General features: G+C 66.1%; 17 protein-coding genes. 14 read left to right on the forward strand and 3 right to left on the reverse strand.

The window, feature by feature from the left end; translation table 11 throughout:
* The first annotated feature begins 109 nt into the window (after nucleotides 1–109).
* The 7 genes from GDIA_RS13950 to GDIA_RS13980 all read left to right on the forward strand — a co-directional run bounded on the left by GDIA_RS13950 (nucleotide 110) and on the right by GDIA_RS13980 (nucleotide 11,162).
* Nucleotides 110–1,303 carry a hypothetical protein gene (locus tag GDIA_RS13950; protein WP_012554553.1) on the forward strand — a complete coding sequence of 398 codons (1,194 nt, stop codon included), beginning with the start codon at nucleotides 110–112 and terminating at the stop codon, nucleotides 1,301–1,303.
* A 173-nt stretch (nucleotides 1,304–1,476) separates the two neighbouring features.
* Complete coding sequence (locus GDIA_RS13955) at nucleotides 1,477–3,621, forward strand: ParB/RepB/Spo0J family partition protein (protein ID WP_012554554.1); 2,145 nt, start codon at nucleotides 1,477–1,479, stop codon at nucleotides 3,619–3,621.
* Between the two features lie 102 nt (nucleotides 3,622–3,723).
* Nucleotides 3,724–4,140 carry a hypothetical protein gene (locus GDIA_RS13960; protein WP_012554555.1) on the forward strand — a complete coding sequence of 139 codons (417 nt, stop codon included), beginning with the start codon at nucleotides 3,724–3,726 and terminating at the stop codon, nucleotides 4,138–4,140.
* The gene (locus tag GDIA_RS13965) at nucleotides 4,137–4,352 is read left to right on the forward strand and encodes a hypothetical protein (RefSeq protein ID WP_012554556.1); all 216 of its coding nucleotides are present in this window, start codon (nucleotides 4,137–4,139) and stop codon (nucleotides 4,350–4,352) included. Before GDIA_RS13960 ends, GDIA_RS13965 begins: the two co-directional genes overlap by 4 nt.
* Before the next feature lie 168 nt (nucleotides 4,353–4,520).
* A complete protein-coding gene (locus tag GDIA_RS13970) occupies nucleotides 4,521–8,843 on the forward strand; it encodes a strawberry notch family protein (protein WP_012554557.1) in 4,323 nt (1,440 codons plus the stop codon).
* Complete coding sequence (locus GDIA_RS13975) at nucleotides 8,843–9,904, forward strand: DUF7146 domain-containing protein (protein WP_012554558.1); 1,062 nt, start codon at nucleotides 8,843–8,845, stop codon at nucleotides 9,902–9,904. Before GDIA_RS13970 ends, GDIA_RS13975 begins: the two co-directional genes overlap by 1 nt.
* A 328-nt stretch (nucleotides 9,905–10,232) precedes the next feature.
* Nucleotides 10,233–11,162, forward strand: coding sequence for a DUF2493 domain-containing protein (locus GDIA_RS13980; RefSeq protein WP_012554559.1), 930 nt, complete (start codon nucleotides 10,233–10,235; stop codon nucleotides 11,160–11,162).
* A 146-nt stretch (nucleotides 11,163–11,308) separates the two neighbouring features.
* On the opposite strand, the gene GDIA_RS13985 is transcribed toward GDIA_RS13980, so the two are convergent.
* On the reverse strand, nucleotides 11,309–11,680 hold the full coding sequence (locus tag GDIA_RS13985) for a hypothetical protein (protein WP_012554560.1): 372 nt from the start codon (nucleotides 11,678–11,680) through the stop codon (nucleotides 11,309–11,311).
* Between the two features lie 259 nt (nucleotides 11,681–11,939).
* Between GDIA_RS13985 and GDIA_RS19475 the strand changes: the two genes are divergently transcribed.
* The 3 genes from GDIA_RS19475 to GDIA_RS13995 all read left to right on the forward strand — a co-directional run bounded on the left by GDIA_RS19475 (nucleotide 11,940) and on the right by GDIA_RS13995 (nucleotide 13,634).
* Nucleotides 11,940–12,107, forward strand: coding sequence for a hypothetical protein (locus GDIA_RS19475; protein ID WP_012554561.1), 168 nt, complete (start codon nucleotides 11,940–11,942; stop codon nucleotides 12,105–12,107).
* Nucleotides 12,108–12,255: 148 nt separating this feature from the next.
* Complete coding sequence (locus tag GDIA_RS13990; protein WP_012554562.1) at nucleotides 12,256–12,696, forward strand: hypothetical protein; 441 nt, start codon at nucleotides 12,256–12,258, stop codon at nucleotides 12,694–12,696.
* A gap of 611 nt (nucleotides 12,697–13,307) precedes the next feature.
* Nucleotides 13,308–13,634, forward strand: a complete 327-nt coding sequence (locus GDIA_RS13995; RefSeq protein ID WP_012554563.1) for a DUF736 domain-containing protein — start codon at nucleotides 13,308–13,310, stop codon at nucleotides 13,632–13,634.
* A 96-nt stretch (nucleotides 13,635–13,730) separates the two neighbouring features.
* Here GDIA_RS13995 and GDIA_RS14000 read toward each other — a convergent pair whose 3' ends face one another.
* Nucleotides 13,731–13,949 (reverse strand): helix-turn-helix domain-containing protein, encoded by a 219-nt coding sequence (locus GDIA_RS14000; RefSeq protein ID WP_012554564.1) that lies wholly within the window; start codon nucleotides 13,947–13,949, stop codon nucleotides 13,731–13,733.
* Nucleotides 13,950–14,185: 236 nt separating this feature from the next.
* Nucleotides 14,186–14,401 (reverse strand): helix-turn-helix domain-containing protein, encoded by a 216-nt coding sequence (locus GDIA_RS14005; protein ID WP_244410115.1) that lies wholly within the window; start codon nucleotides 14,399–14,401, stop codon nucleotides 14,186–14,188.
* Between the two features lie 227 nt (nucleotides 14,402–14,628).
* Between GDIA_RS14005 and GDIA_RS14010 the strand changes: the two genes are divergently transcribed.
* From GDIA_RS14010 to GDIA_RS14020, 4 genes are all read left to right on the forward strand, one after another.
* Nucleotides 14,629–14,892, forward strand: coding sequence for a DNA -binding domain-containing protein (locus tag GDIA_RS14010; protein WP_012554566.1), 264 nt, complete (start codon nucleotides 14,629–14,631; stop codon nucleotides 14,890–14,892).
* A gap of 153 nt (nucleotides 14,893–15,045) precedes the next feature.
* Nucleotides 15,046–15,261 (forward strand): transcriptional regulator domain-containing protein, encoded by a 216-nt coding sequence (locus GDIA_RS19740; RefSeq protein WP_012554567.1) that lies wholly within the window; start codon nucleotides 15,046–15,048, stop codon nucleotides 15,259–15,261.
* Nucleotides 15,262–15,343: 82 nt separating this feature from the next.
* Entirely contained in the window at nucleotides 15,344–15,832 is a 489-nt protein-coding gene (locus tag GDIA_RS14015; protein WP_211205826.1) for a DUF2285 domain-containing protein, read from the forward strand.
* A 212-nt stretch (nucleotides 15,833–16,044) separates the two neighbouring features.
* Nucleotides 16,045–16,296, forward strand: coding sequence for a helix-turn-helix transcriptional regulator (locus GDIA_RS14020; RefSeq protein ID WP_012554569.1), 252 nt, complete (start codon nucleotides 16,045–16,047; stop codon nucleotides 16,294–16,296).
* Nucleotides 16,297–16,305: the final 9 nt, after the last annotated feature.

The raw sequence follows: 16,305 nt of genomic DNA on the forward strand, positions 1-16,305 counted from the left end.
GGGGAGGCCCCCGCAACGCCCCCTGTAGAGTGAGAGGGCGGATGGCTTCGCTGTGACGGGTTAAGGGCTGGAGGAGAGGCCTCCGGCGCCCGTCATGGAGTTTCGTCCCATGAATATGCAGGTTCTCGATGCCCGCCGCGACGTGAGCGGCGGCTACAAGGTCGATGTGCGCCACGGCGAGCGCGTCGGACGCGTCTCGTCGGAATGGTTCTCGAGGCCCGACGACGAACGCTATCTGTCTCTATCCGATCTCGCGCGCACGGTCCGCGAGCGCTCCGACCGAAGCCGGACGCGCGTCGTGGAGAGCGCCCTCATCCATGTCGAGGCAAATCGCTCCGACCCCGAGCGGCTTTCACTGCTCCTGCCGGGCGCTGACACGCCGGTGTCGCCGACCCATTGGAGCTTCGGTCAGCTCGCCAGCCTGGTCGGCGCGCCGGCAGCCTATCTGCGCCAGCTTCCCGCAGCGCTCGCAGGCATCAATCTACAGTATGGCCTGACCTCGCATCGCGCAGAGCAGGTCAAGACGCTCGAACTCGAAGGCGGCCGCGTCGAGCTGCGCGCCGTCACCGGCCCCGATTACGGCCGCATCCACGACTACGAGCTGGTCGAGGCGGTGCAACGGATCGCCGGCAACGGCACCGGCGACACCCGCTGGAAGGTGCCCGGCGTGCTCGACTGGTCGACCGGGATCTACAATCCGCGCGTCGACATCACCAAGGATACGACGACGCTCTATGCCTCGGACCGCGACGTATTCCTTTTCCTGGTCGACGATCTCAATCCGATCGAGGCCGGGAGGCTGCCGGACGGATCGCCTGACCTCTACTTCCGCGGCTTCTATGTCTGGAATTCGGAAGTCGGCGCCCGCACGCTGGGCATGGCCAGCTTCTACCTGCGCGCGGTCTGCCAGAATCGGAATCTGTGGGGCGTGGAGGATTTCGAGGAGATCTCGATCCGCCATTCCAAATATGCCGCGTCGCGCTTCGCGCATGAGGCGGCTCCAGCGTTGCTGAATTTCGCGAACTCATCGCCGATGCCCTTCATCAACGGGATCAAGGCGGCCCGCGAGCGGATCGTGGCCCGCAACGACGAGGACCGCACCGACTTCCTGCGCCGGCGCGGCTTCTCCAAGGCCGAGAGCGGCAAGATCATCGACGCCGTTCTCGCGGAGGAAGGCCGTCCGCCCGAGTCCATCTTCGATTTCGTCCAAGGCATCACGGCCGTCGCGCGCGACAAGCCGCACCAGGACGCCCGCCTCGACATGGAGGCCAAGGCGAAGAAGCTTCTCGACCGAGCCGCCTGACATCCGTGAAGCCGGAGACGCGGTTCTGCGTGTCTCCGGCTTTGCGCTTCCGTGTGCTCCTGGCCCTCAGATCCGAAACGCTGCCCCTTTAGAGGAAGAGGGCGGCGCTTCGCTTCGTGACGGGTTTCGGTCCGAGAGAGAGTCTCTCGGCGCCCGTCGCGGAGTATATCCCGATGGCTAGTGCTGTTCAGAAGATCATCCTGTCGTCCTCGCGCGACATTCCCTTCAACAAGCTGGTTCTGTCCCAGTCCAACGTCCGGCGGGTGAAGGCCGGCGTCTCGATCGAGGAGCTGGCCGAGGACATCGGCCGGCGTACCTTGCTTCAGGGCTTGAGCGTCCGGCCGGTCCTCGACGCCGAGGGCGCCGAGACCGGCATGTTCGAGATCCCCGCCGGCGGCCGGCGCTATCGCGCGCTCGAGCTGCTGGTGAAGCAGAAGCGCCTGGCCAAGACCGCGCCGATCCCGTGCGTGGTCCGCGACGCGGGCAGTGACATCCTCGCCGAAGACGACTCTCTGGCCGAGAACATCCAGCGTGCCCCACTGCATCCGCTGGATCAGTTTCGCGCCTTCCAGGCCCTGCGCGAGAAGGGCCGTTCCGAGGAGGACATCGCCGCCTCCTTCTTCACGTCGGTCAACGTCGTGAAGCAGCGCCTGCGCCTCGCCTCGGTCTCGCCGGCCTTGCTCGACGTCTATGCCGAAGACGGCATGTCGCTCGAGCAGCTCATGGCCTTCACCGTCACCGGCGATCACGCCCGCCAGGAGCAAGTCTGGCAGGCGATCTCCGGCTCCTGGCAGAAGGAGCCCTATCAAATCCGGCGAATGCTGACCGAGAAGACGGTGCGCGCCTCCGACCGGCGGGCGGTGTTCGTCGGCTTGGACGCCTATGAAGCCGCCGGCGGTGTGGTGCTGCGCGACCTGTTCCAGTCCGACGATGGCGGCTGGCTCGAAGACGTCGCGCTGCTCGACGGCCTGGTCGCCGAGAAGCTGAAGACCCAAGCGGAGGTGATCGCCGCGGCGGGCTGGAAGTGGATCGAAGTCGCGATCGACTTCCCCTACGGCCACACCCGCGGCCTGCGCGAACTGGAGGGCGTGGCCACCGATCTCTCGCCCGAGGAACACGCGGCGATCGAGGCGCTCAACGCCGAATACGCCAAGATCGAAGCCGAGTATGACGGGGCCGAAGAGCTGCCCGACGAGGTGGACCAGCGGCTCGGCGAAATCGAAACCGCGCTGGCCGCCTTCGACGACCGGCCCGTCATTTACCAGCCGGCCGACATCGCCCGCGCTGGCGTGTTCGTCGGCATCGACGCCGAGGGCGCGTTGTCGGTCGATCGCGGCTATGTCCGGCCGGAGGACGAGGCGCCGGCGAGTGAACCGGAGCAGGATGGCGATGCCGGTTCCGCGATGCCGCACACGAACTCAGCCGATCCTGAGACGCCCGCGGTTCAACGCGCCGTCATCACGATCGGCGGACAGGTCGCCGGACCCGACGACGAGGATGACGAAGAGCTGAAACCTCTGCCGGACCGTCTGGTGACCGAGCTGACGGCCGAACGGACGCTGGCGCTGCAGGACAAGCTCGCCAACATGCCGTCGGTGGCGTTCCAGGCCGTGCTGCACAAGTTCTGCCTCGACGTCTTCTCCCGCTACTTCGCCTACGGCACGGCGATGGAGGTGTCGGTGCGCAGCACCAGCTTCCCGGCACAGGCCCAAGGGCTGAACGACACGCCGGCGGCCAAGGCGATCGATGCGCGCCGCAAGGCTTGGGAAGAGCGCATGCCGAAGGACAAGGCCGACCTTTGGGATTGGCTCACCGGCCTCACGGGCGACGAGCAGGCGGCGCTCTTCGCGCATTGCGCTTCGTTCGGCGTCAACGCGCTCTACGAGAAGGGCGACCGCTACGGCGGCGGCACTTCGCCTCACACGGTCGAGCAGCGCATCGCCGACGCCGATCGCATCGCCCGGGCCGTCGATCTCGACATGGTGCAGGCTGGCTGGCGTCCGACCGTCGATAACTATCTCGGCCGCGTGCCGAAGCGCCGCATCCTGGAGGCGGTGCGCGAAGGCGCCGGTGACCGCGCCGCCCAGCTTATCGACCATCTGAAGAAGGGCGACATGGCCAAGGAGGCCGAACGGCTACTGGCCGAGACGGGCTGGCTGCCCGAACCGCTCAGGATGGCGGACGAGCAGGAGGTGGCGGCCGGCGAAGCCGCACAGACCGATGCCGACGGCGAGGAGCTGCCGGAATTCCTCACCGAGGATGACGAGGAATCCGTGGCCGACGAAGCGGACGAGCCGCACATGGTCGCGGCTGAATAGCACCACCACACGCGGGGCGGCTTCGGCCGTCCCGCGCTTTTCCAATCCAACCGAACCCACAGCCCGGTCCCGTGCCGGGCTTTTCGCATTCCGGAGGCCAGCATGCCCCTCTTCACCATCGAGACCACCTACCGTCTGCCGGTCTATCGGCAACGGACCTACGAAGCCGACACGCTCGACCAGGCCTGCGATCTCGCCATCGCCGATGAAGGCTGGGACGACGAAAAGTCGGATGTCGAGACATCCGGCGACACCTATGTCACCGGCGCCTGGGAGGGCCGCGACGCCGCCTATCGTGGCCGCGCGCTGGATGTTCCCTCTCAGTTCGATGAGCAGACCCAGCGCAAGGCCGCGCATTTCGAGGTCCTGCTCGGTTTACTCAAGGTCTTCGCCCACGCGCCCGACGGGGAGCCGACCGACGGGCCGTTCTGGCGACGACGCTTGGAGGGCGCGATCGTCAAGGCCGAGGCGATCATCGCCGGTGCGCCGGATCCTCATACGGATGGAGACGCGCCATGACCGAGCAGCCATCCTCCCGACGCGTCGTCTTCCAGTACCTCGTCCCCGTCCATGTCGAGGTTGAGGATGGCCTGGTCTGCCGCGTGACCGTGATCGACGAAACGCCGGTCGCCGAGCCGGCCGTCGTCGAAGGTGACGCGAGCTATCTGACGGAAGCGGTCGCCGCAGCCGATGACGGCCAGGCATGGCCGTCCTGGCAGTTCGGATACTGATGCTTGCCTTGATTTCGGCGCCCTGCCTTCCGGCGGGGCGCCTTTTTTCATGTCGGCCACGGCCATGGCGATGAGAGGGAGAGGTCGGCCGGGACGGGTTTGAGCCGGTGCGGTCGAAGAGAGAGCGCCGGTCGGCTCATCCGTTCCCGCTCTCCCGAGGTTCCCTTCATGAACGACCTTTCCCCGATCGCGGCCGGTCAGGCCGCGCCGATCTCGCCTGCCTGCAGCGTCAGCGCCATCATCAATGCGGCGCAGCGGCTGCTCCCGCATCTCGAACGCGGCCAGTGTGTGGACGCCGCAGTCCTGCGCACCGCCATGGAGGCCGCTTTCGGCGGGTCCGACGCCTCTGGCGCCTGGGATTGGAAGTCGGCCTACGACGCCTGCGAGGCCACGACCGTCCTCTTCCTGCGCAAATACGGAAAGCCGCTGTTCCGTAAAGCCGACTCTCCGGCTTCACGGCTTTCAGCATTGGCGAAGATCGCCGGGCTCCTGCCGACCCACACGCGCCGCTCGATCGAGAGCGAGACCTTCCAGCAATTCTCGACGCCGATTCCGCTCGGCCTGGCCGCGCTCACCGCCGCCGCCATCACTCCGGCGGATCGCGTGCTCGAACCGTCTGCCGGCACCGGCCTGCTCGCCGTCCTGGCCGAGATCGCGGGCGGCGCGCTTATGCTGAACGAACTGGCCGAGACCCGCGCCGGGTTGCTCTCCTCCCTCTTTCCGGCCATCGCCGTCACGCGCTTCGACGCGGCCCAGATCGACGATCATCTCGATCCGGCCGTCGCCCCCAGCGTAGTGCTGATGAACCCACCGTTCTCGGCGATGGCGAACGTGTCGGGCCGCATGGCAGACGCCGCCTATCGTCACATCGCGTCCGCGCTCGCGCGCCTCGCCGATGGCGGGCGGCTGGTGGCGATCACGGGTGCGAGTTTCTCGCCCGAGCTGCCGCTCTGGCGGGACTGTTTCGTTCGGCTACAAAAGCGCGGTCGCGTGGTGTTCACCGCGGCGATCGCGGGCTCGGTCTATGCCAAGCACGGCACAACTATCGAAACCCGCCTGACCGTTATCGACAAGGCGCCCGCCGATGATCCGGGTCGGTTTCCGGAATCGCCCGGGATCGCACCGGATGTGACGACGCTGCTCGGCTGGATCGGCGAGCGTGTCCCGGCCCGTCAGACCATCACCTCAACAGGCTCGCTGCCCGTGTCGGCGACGCCAGCGCCTCGCACCGTGCGCGGCTATCTCGCCCGCGCTGGGGCAGATTCGGCCAAGCCGTCGGTTGCCGATCCGGAGGCCATCGATCTCGCCTACGAGACCATCGACTGGACGCCGCCCGACGGCGCGCGTCTGAGTGACGCCATCTATGAGGAGTACCGCCTCCAATCGATCTGGCTTCCGGCGGCGAAAGCGCATCCCACAAAGCTGGTGCAGTCGGCCGCGATGGCGTCGGTCGCGCCGCCGAAGCCGAGCTATCGGCCGCGCCTGCCAGCGCACATCGCCGGCGATGGCATCCTGTCCGACGCCCAGCTCGAGACAGTGATCTATGCTGGCGAGGCGCACGGCGACTATCTCGCGGGCGCCTGGACCGTGGACGAGACCTTCCATCTCGTCACCGCCGCCCGCGACGATGCCCCGAACGCCGTCCGCTTCCGCCGAGGCTTCATGCTCGGCGACGGGACCGGCGCCGGCAAGGGCCGCCAGTCCGCCGGCATCATCCTCGACAACTGGCTGCAGGGCCGGCGCAAGGCGGTCTGGATCTCCAAATCCGACAAGCTGCTGGAAGACGCCCAGCGCGACTGGTCGGCGCTTGGCATGGAGCGCCTGCTGGTCACGCCGCTGTCGCGATTCCCTCAAGGGAAGCCGATCACCCTCACCGAAGGCATCCTATTTTTAACCTACGCTACGCTGCGGTCCGACGACCGCGGCGAGAAGCTTTCGCGCGTCCGGCAGATCGTTGAATGGTTGGGCTCCGACTTCGACGGAGTGATCATTTTCGACGAGAGCCACGCCATGCAGAACGCCGGTGGCGGCAAGGGAGAACGGGGCGTTGTCGCGCCTTCGCAACAGGGCCGCGCGGGCTTGCGTCTTCAGCACGCGCTCCCGAACGCGCGTGTCGTCTATGTCTCGGCGACTGGGGCCACCACGGTCCATAATCTCGCCTATGCCCAGCGGCTCGGCCTATGGGGTGGCGAGGATTTTCCATTCGTCACCCGCACCGAGTTCGTGGCAGCGATCGAGGATGGTGGCGTCGCGGCGATGGAGGTGCTGGCCCGCGATCTCCGCGCGCTCGGGCTCTATACGGCCCGCTCGCTCTCCTATGACGGCGTCGAATACGAGCTGGTCGAGCACCCGCTGACCGACGAGCAGCGGCGCATCTACGACGCCTATGCCGGCGCGTTCGCCATCATCCACAATCATCTCGATGCGGCGATGGAGGCGGCCAACATCACCGGCGCGACCGGCACGCTGAACCGGCAGGCGAAGTCGGCCGCGCGCTCGGCCTTCGAAAGCGCGAAGCAGCGCTTCTTCGGCCATCTCCTCACCAGCATGAAGACCCCGACCCTGGTCCGCTCGATCGAGCGCGACCTGGCCGATGGGCATGCCGCCGTCATCCAGATCGTCTCGACTGGCGAGGCGTTGATGGAGCGCCGGCTTGCAGAGATCCCGACCGAGGAATGGAACGACGTCCGCGTCGACATCACGCCCCGCGAGTACGTCCTGGACTATCTCGCCCATTCCTTCCCGGTGCAGCTCTATGAGCCCTTCACCGACAGCGAGGGCAATCTCTCGTCCCGGCCTGTCTTCCGGGATGGCCAACCCGTCGAAAGCCGCGAAGCCGTCGCCCGCCGCGACGAGCTGATCGAGCGTCTCGCTTCGTTACCGCCGGTCCCCGGCGCGCTCGACCAGATCGTCCAACGCTTCGGTACGGACATGGTGGCCGAGGTGACGGGGCGCTCGCGGCGCGTGGTGCGCCAGGGCGACCGGCTCGCCGTCGCGACCCGTCCGGGCTCCGCCAATCTCGCCGAGACGGCCGCCTTCATGGATGATCTGAAGCGCGTGCTCGTCTTCTCCGATGCGGGTGGCACGGGCCGCAGCTACCACGCGGAGCTGTCCGCGCGGAATCGCCGGCTGCGCGTCCACTACCTGCTCGAACCCGGCTGGAAGGCCGATGCCGCCATCCAGGGCCTCGGGCGCACGAACCGCACCAACCAGGCGCAGCCGCCGCTCTTTCGTCCGATCGCGACCGACGTGAAGGCCGAGAAGCGGTTCCTGTCGACGATTGCCCGTCGCCTCGACACGCTGGGCGCCATCACACGCGGTCAGCGCCAGACCGGCGGCCAGGGCCTCTTCCGGCCGGAGGACAATCTCGAAAGCCCCTACGCCCGGGATGCGCTACGCCAGCTCTATCTGCTGCTCGTGCGCGGCAAGGTCGAAGGCTGCTCGCTGCGGATGTTCGAGGACATCACTGGCCTCAAGCTCACCGACGATAATGGCATCAAGGATGAGCTGCCGCCGATCACGACGTTCCTGAACCGGCTGCTGGCGCTGACCATCGACATGCAGGGCGTACTGTTCACGGCGTTCGAGCAGTTGCTGACCGCCAAGGTCGAGGGCGCGATCGCCAGCGGCGTCTACGACATCGGGCTGGAGACGCTTCAGGCCGAGAGCTTCGTCGTCACCGACCGGCGCACGATCTACACCCATCCCGCCACCGGCGCGGAGACGCGGCTGCTGACCATCACCGAGCGCCGGCGCAATCGGCCGGTCACGCTCGACCAGGCGCTGGATCATCTTGCCGATCCGCGCGCCGTGCTGCTGGTCAACGAGCGCTCGGGCCGCGCTGCGGTGCAGGTTCCGGCGCCCAGCCTGATGCTCGACGATGGCGAGATCGAACGCCGCGTGCGGCTGATCCGGCCGATGGAGCACCATCACGCCTCGCTGAAGATGATGGACGAGAGCCATTGGCAGCCGGCCGCTCGCGATGCCTTTGCCGCGGCCTGGAACGGTGAGGTCGCCGACGTGACGGAATTCGCCGACAGCACGCTCCACATCGTCGCCGGCCTGCTGCTGCCGATCTGGAAGCGGCTACCGAACGAGTCGACCCGGGTCTATCGGCTCCAGACCGACGGAGGCGAGCGCATCATCGGTCGCCGGGTCTCGCCGGCCTGGGCGGCGAACGCGTCCATGTCGGGGACCGCGACCTTGCCCCCCGAGGCGGCCTTCGCGGCATTGCTGGAAGGGCGGACCATCCTCGACCTCGCCGAAGGGCTCCAGCTTCGCCGTGTCCGGGTCATGGGCGCCCACCGCATCGAACTGTCGGGTTTCACCGACACCATGCGCGAGCGGCTGCGCGCCTATGGCCTGTTCTCGGAGATCATCTCCTGGAAGCTGCGCATGTTCGTGCCGATCGACGCGAGCGGCGCGGCCGTGCTGGCGAAGCTGCTCGACCACTATCCGGTTGAGCGCACCGGCGAGCGGGAGGCCGCGTGATGGCACGCCGCGACGTTTCCGAACTGGCCGATCGTCTCGCGCGCGACGCCGAGACGGTCTGCCGCCACTATCTTTCCGCCGGACGACGGGAAGGCCGCTACTGGCTGGTGGGCGATGTCCGCAATACGCCCGGCCGCTCGATGTTCGTGCGGCTCAAGGACTCCGCGAAGGGACCAGCCGGCAAATGGACCGACGCTGCCACTGGCGAGCATGGCGATCTGCTCGACGTGATCCGGGAGAGCTGCGGACTGATCGACTTCAAAGACGTCGCCGACGAGGCCCGATCCTTCCTCAGCATGCCGCATCCAGAGCCGGAGCCCGAGGAGAGCCGTTCGCGACCTCCGAGATCCAGCGCACCGGCCGGATCGCCCGAGGCGTCTCGCCGTCTCTTCGCGATGGCGCAGCCGATCGAACGCACTCTCGTAGAAACGTATTTGCGTAATCGCGGCATTACGGCTTTGCACGGAACCGGAAGCCTGCGCTTCCACCCACGCTGTTACTACCGGCCCGACGAGCATAGCCCGACCGAAACCTGGCCGGCGATGATCGCTTCCGTGACCGACCTCTCCGGCCATCTGACCGGCGCGCATCGCACCTGGCTCGATCCCCGCGGCTTCACCGAGGCAACGCTCGGCAAGGCGCCGATCGACACGCCGAGACGGGCGATGGGCGACCTTCTCGGTCACGCCGTTCGTTTTGGCGTAGCGGGCGAGGTGATGGCGGCCGGCGAGGGCATCGAGACGATGCTGTCGCTCCGCTGTGTCTTGCCGTCCATGCCGATGGTCGCGGCGCTCTCGGCGGCGCATCTCTCGGCCATCCTATTCCCGGACACGTTGCGGCGGCTCTATATCGCCCGCGACGACGATCCTGCCGGTGATGGCGCAATGGCGACCCTTATCGACCGGGCGCAGGAGGCCGGGATCGAGGCGATTGTGATCTCACCACGGCTTGGCGACTTCAACGAGGACATCCGATTGCTTGGGATCGATGCGCTTCGGGCAGCAAGCCGGGTGCAGATCGCGGCGCAGGACGTCGCCCGCTTCATGGAGCTGGCGGCATAGCCGGAACGGGTGATGGGCGGCGCGGCAGCGCCGTCGCAGGACAGCCGGCGGTCACGCTTCCCCTGATGCCGGAGAGGACCGCCCCCACTGCCTTCTGAGAGGGCGATCGGGCGGCAAGCGGCCCGGACCGGCAATAGCTGCGGCCAACGATTTTCCGGCGCGGCCCAAAGGGGCCGCTTTCCATCGCGAAGCAAAATCGCCGGCCTTCGCCATCCTCCGCTGCCGCTACGGCCCTCCGCTGCGCTGCGGGTGCAGGTCCGGACCGCCCGCCGCCTTCGTCGCCATGAAGCCCGCGATGGGCGCGGTCGATCCGACAAGGAAGCCTGCGATGACCCCCGACCACGACGACGTTTTTGAGCCGCACCACAGTTCATCCCCGACCGATCACGTCCTCCACGAACTTCAGCTCTATGGCTACCGTCCCTTCCAAGATGAACCCGACCCCCGGCCACTCCCCGAAGCGCAGATCCTCGCCGGCGGCATCTCCGACATCTTCGACGCCTTGGTGGTGGCGCTGTCCGACACTCGACTTGAGCCCGACCTTGAAGACCTGCTCTGGTCGACGGTGAACATCTTCCACCGCGCCATCGACCGGATCGAACGCGAACTCGACGACAACGAGCTGGGCCAGCAGCGCTCGCAGCGGGAACAGGACGGCAGCGAGGTCAAATCCGTCGAGCTGGAGCGACTGACCGCGGAAGGCCAGACACTGATCGAGCGCCGCGACGCCTTCGAACTGATGCGCGACCAGGCCGCCGACCACTTCGAGCGGCACACCCACTCAGCCTGGCGGCCGCGCAACGGATCGAAGGTCAACCATCGCAATCTGACCTCGGCGATGATCGACAGCCGGGATTTCCTGGCAGCGAAGAAACGCGCCGCCAACCAGGTGCTCCTGCCCGCAGGCCCGAAGGTGGCACTGACCGGCGGTCTCGACTTCAACGATCACCGGCTGATCTGGGCCAAGCTCGATCAGGTCCACACCAAGCACCCCGACATGGTGCTGCTCCACGGCGGATCGCCCAAGGGCGCCGAGCTGATCGCCGCCAAATGGGCCGACAACCGCAAGGTCCCACAGATCGCTTTCAAGCCCGACTGGACGAAGCACGCCAAGGCTGCGCCGTTCAAGCGCAACGATGCGATGGTGGAGACGCTGCCGATTGGGGTGATGCACTTCCCAGGCACCGGCATCCAGGACAACCTCGCCGACAAGGCCAAGAAGCTCGGCATCCCGGTTTGGAAGTTCGGCGGCGCGTAAGCGCCGCCCTTACTCCTTCAGGCCAGCACGCTATCCGAAGATTAGATCGGCCGCCTGACAAGCATGCGATCTTGGCGACGATCGGTGCATCCGGCGGGATCGAATCTCCCGACCACTTGGAGTTCGCCGCCGCAAGATCTGGCTTCTCACTCGCCGGCGGCAACCAATCCATCGAGGTAGCGGCCCACAATCTTTGCGGCCGCAGTCAATTCCTCCGCCCGGTCATGGTGGCCCGCCGCGCGATATTCCTCGGCAGCCGCTAAGCAAACAGTGCTCTCGCTTTCCAGCAATCGACGCAGGTCTTCGGCCCCCAGGTCCCGCCGTGGCACCTCGACCGAAGGATCGCCGAAGGCTCGGACGACATAAGTCTCGTGCAAACTGCCCACCGGCACGGCCTGCGCATCGTCGATCGCGGCGATCAGGCCACGCAGCACCTTGACCTCTGCCAAACACCGGCCACGCATGGCCGCTGTCAGGTCCACCCGTAACCGCGCCGTCAGTTCTTGCAGATCGCTCATTACGGAATCTTAGCCGGACATGACCTGCTCCGGCCGGAGACGTGACCTTCCCGCCCCAGCGGCGAGTGCCACCCCGCGTCTATCAGCGCTGATCCTTGGTCCGGCCGAGGGCCTGACGCCATCAACCCGTAAAGGGTCGGCTTACGCGAAGCGTGCCGCCGCTGCGTCTTCGCCTGCGCGGTGATTGCAGCCCTCGGCCGAACACATCGGGCGCCTGTCGCGCGGGGATGGCCCCCGCCTCAGCACAGGAGTCGGATCAATGTCTCAGTCCCTCGCTTTCGCCAACGCCTGGAACCTCGCCAAGACCCTGATGGTCTGCATCGTCATCTTCCGGACCGACATGGGCGGATATGGAGTGATGCCTTCGGCCGAGTATGACGGTGATCCCGCAGCCATCGTCCATGAATACGACCCCTTCTCATGGTGACGGCGCGTCATAAGCCCCTGGCGGCGCAGCGAAAGTTCCCTCGGATTTCCGCTCCCAGCCGTGCCACGTTTCGGCTATACTTTGCGGTGCGCCGTGGTGGTGGTGGAAGGCGCGACCGTCAGACCTTCATCTTACGGAGTACACCGCCATGATCATCTTTGGACCTCTGCTTGTCCTCGTCGGCATCGGCTTCTTCTGCTGGCTGCTGTTCACCCTTGCTGTCTTCGCGCTGCCATTCTTCGTCGGTCTCACGGTCGGCATCTGGGCCTTCCACACCGGCGCCGGCGTGCTCGGGGGAATTCTTGTCGGCATCGTTGCTGGCGGCGCGACCTTCGGCATCGGCCAATTCGCCCTGGGCTTTATCCCCTGGACCTGGCTCAGGCTGCTGATCATCCTGCTCTTCGTCGCGCCCGCCACCGTTGCCGGATACAGCGCCACCCACGGCATTGCCCAGATGGCCATGCCGTCAACGACGTGGCAGATGATCTTTTCGGTGATAGGCGCCATCGCGGTCAGCGTCACGGCGTTCGTCCGCTTCGCAGGGATGACCGCGCCCGGACCAGCCGGACAAGGCATGGTACGCGGCTGACGCTACCGGGGAAACGGACCGAGGGCGCGACCAAGCCTCGCCGCAACCACGCGATCCTCGTCATCGGAGATGCAGTGTCGATGGGGGTGAACCTCGGACGACCACGTCTCGAATCCATCGCAACACGGCTCTCGTTGGGGCGATGAAAGGCCCAGCCGCGAAGCCCGACGCCACGGCTCGATCAATACCGGGGCGGCCGGGACGTTCTCGCGAGCATCGGGGCACGGCGAAGCTTGGTTGGTCTTGTTCGCAAGGACGGGCTCGGTTCGCCGCAACGTCTGAGCAGGTCTTTCAAGGCGTCTCGAGTGCCGCCACGTTCTCCTTGATGTCAGCTCTGTTCGGACCGAGCGCACCAAACGGCCTCTTCGATGGATGGATCTGGCCGAAGGCCGGCTAAAGCCTCGACCGCCTATGGCGCAATGGCGCCGATCGACTTTCTTCCCCTGCCGGCTGCGCCGTCATTCCTCGCGAAACAACAAAGTCGCCTGGCTGCCATCCTCCGCTGGCGCTGCGGCCCGCAAGCGGGTGCGCCGTCGATCGCCTCCGGCCTGTCGATCACCATCGAGGCCGCATTGGCGCGGGCTCGGAAACAGAGATCAAGGAGAACTACCATGGCGACCATCGGCACCTTCAAGAAGACCAGCTCGAACGAGTTCAACGGCGAAATCGTCACCCTCTCGGTGCAGGCCAAGAACGTCCGCATCGTCCCCGAAGCCACCCGCTCGGGCGAGAACGCCCCCAGCCACCGGGTCTATGTCGGCCGCGTCGAGATCGGCGCCGCCTGGGCCAAGCGCTCCAACGAGGGCCGCGACTATCTGGGCCTCAAGCTGGACGATCCGAGCTTCACCGCCCCGATCTTCGCCAACCTCTTCGACGACGAGGACGGTGAGGGCTACAGCCTGATCTGGTCCCGACCCAACGGTCGCCGCGGCGACTGAACCGCTCAATGCCCCGTCCGGCTAGTCCGGGCGGGGCATGCTCTTGGCTCCATAACGGCCGCCCACGTAAGTTCGGAGTTCTCGCGGCGACGCAAATCAACTGCCGTCCTCCGGCGACACCAGTTCGACATGGCTGACGCCCAGCGCCTGGGCCAACTCATAAAGCGTGATGACGGTCGGGTTTCTCCGGCCTCGCTCCAGGCTGCTGAGATACTGTTGGCTGAAACCGGAGCGCGCTTCGACTTCCTCCTGCGTCAGGCCCTTCTCCCGACGCAGGCGGGCGAAGTTCCTTCCGACCAGTTTGCGCATATCCATGCGCCGCAGGATCGTGATTTACATACTTTAAGTTTATCAACTATAGTATGTAATCGGGCTTGCAAGGTATGTGCAGCGCTGTCTTGAAGAAACGGAATCCCCGTCGAAGGCATGGACCGATTATGCGGCCACCAATCGCGGCAACGTCGATATACTGGAGAACCTCCCCGCTAGGCTCGCCGCTGGCTCCGTTCCATCCGCCCGGGAGTCGGCCTGACGCTTGGAAGGCAAGCCGGTTAAGCGTCACCTGCCTTTGGCGGCGTCCGCTGAAGCAGGTCGGTCGCTTCGACGCTGAGCGCCACGGCGATCCTGTCCAGGACGTCGATGCTCACGCCGTAGACGCAGCGTTCCAGCGCGCTGACATAGGTGCGATCGATTTCGGCTTTATGCGCAAGCTCCTCCTGCGACAGGCCGCGTTGCTGTCGGTAAATGCGCAGATTACGGGCGAGCACCTCTCGGATATCCATATAGCCGAGAGCGCCGCATTGTCGAGTATTTCACCACGGAGTATTCTCGACAAAGCGCAGGCGCTGGCTCTGTCTTGGGTCAAGCCAGAGGTCGCTCGCCGGCGCCTGCGACCCGCGTGATGCAACCTATGCATCACCTACGAAGTGGAACTGGCGCTATGGTGCAGTAAATAGCGCATGAATGCTTCTGCTAAACTTTCTGGAGGCGCGAGATGAGCGTGCCGGCATTCGAAGATCGCCCGCCCGTGACCGAGCGGGTGAACGCTTACGACGAGCGACACCTCGTCACCTATATCCGCCTGCTCGACGCCGATGCGGAAGGCGCCGATTGGCGCGAAGCCGTCTCCGTCATCTTTGGCCTTGATCCCGATCGCGAACCCTACCGGGCGAAAATTGTCCACGACAGCCACCTGGCCCGCGCCCGCTGGATGACCGAAGCCGGCTATCGGCACTTGCTGGAACCACGGATGCAGTAGGGCTCGGAGCGCGAGCGGTGTACCAGAACGGTCCACCCCGCCAGGCGAATTGTAGCCGCACGCGATGCAACCTTAAGGTCTAGGCACAAACGGGAATCTCGCGATCGTGGTGCTTTCCCCTCTACGATCGAGGGGCCAGTCAGGGAGGCACCTATGCCCATATCCGACTGGCGGTCGCCCGAGACGATCGAACAACTGAACCGTCTCGACCGCCCCGGCTTCGCCGCTGAACTTCTCCGCCGAAACAGCGCTTATCGCCGCGACTATGCCCGTACCTTGCGTCGGATCGAACGGGGCGCCGTCGATCCGGACCAGGCGCGATCGAACCTTGCCCGCCGATGGGGGTTGCGCTTTTGCCTACGACCCTGACCGCTCCGCCGTCCACCAACCCGTATTTTGGCTCCCGGAACATTCCCCCGGCACGCTGATCCTGGCGCCGGCGCGGGGTGGCATGAAGCGCCGCCCTCCATTCGACCTCGCGACTCTCGGGCCGATCCTGGCGGAGCGTGCAGATGCCGACGGACGCGAACTGATCATCCGCGACATATCGGGTGACGTGCATATCTGGTTGACGGACGAGACAGCCGCTGAACACCCCGCGGTCGTTGTGCCGCCCGATGGCGCACACCGCCTGCGCCTCGATCTCGCATCCCGCTTCATTCGCCGGCTGCTTGGCCATCCCGTTGGTCTGTTGCCGCCAAAGCTGCGCCTCACCGATCTCCAGCGTCGGCATTACATGCACTTGCTGCATGCCGCAGATCTCTATGAAGAGGGCGGCGAACCACGCGATGTCGCATCCCACGTGCTCCGTTCCGAACAAGCCGCTCTGCCGGCGATCGAGTTCAAGGACACCGCTGCCCGAAAACGCGCCGACCGCCTGATCAAGGAAGCGGTCGCGATGGTCAGCCGTGAATATTTGAAGATTCTACGCGGCGGCTGACGTTCGCCGATCTTCGCCTTTCCGCGCCGGTTCCGGACGTTGCGCTTGCCTATCACACGCCGCCATACGCTGGCTCGCGCCTGAACATGGCAGGGGGTGGACACACCCCCGCGAAAATCTTTGTCCACCCCCAACGCTCGTTTTCTTCGCCACCGTGACCTCGACATGCCGCGCTTTGGACGCGGCGCCCTCGACCGACACGGAGGCTCCCCATGCTCGACAAGTCCGCGCAGCTCGCGACACGCTACGTCCGCACCCATGAGGCGGCGCGCCTCCTCGGCATCTCGCCGCGCACCCTGGAAAAGTACCGCTGCCACGGCAGCGGACCGACTTTCCGCAAACTCGGCGGCCGCGTCGTCTACGCCATCGGCGATCTCGAGGCCTGGGCCGACCAGGCGGCCTGCAGTTCGACGTCGGATCCCCGTTACGTCGAGGCCCGCGCCGCCGGCCACGCGCAGCGCTGAGGCGATTTT

Source organism: Gluconacetobacter diazotrophicus PA1 5 (assembly GCF_000021325.1).
GTDB lineage: Bacteria > Pseudomonadota > Alphaproteobacteria > Acetobacterales > Acetobacteraceae > Gluconacetobacter > Gluconacetobacter diazotrophicus.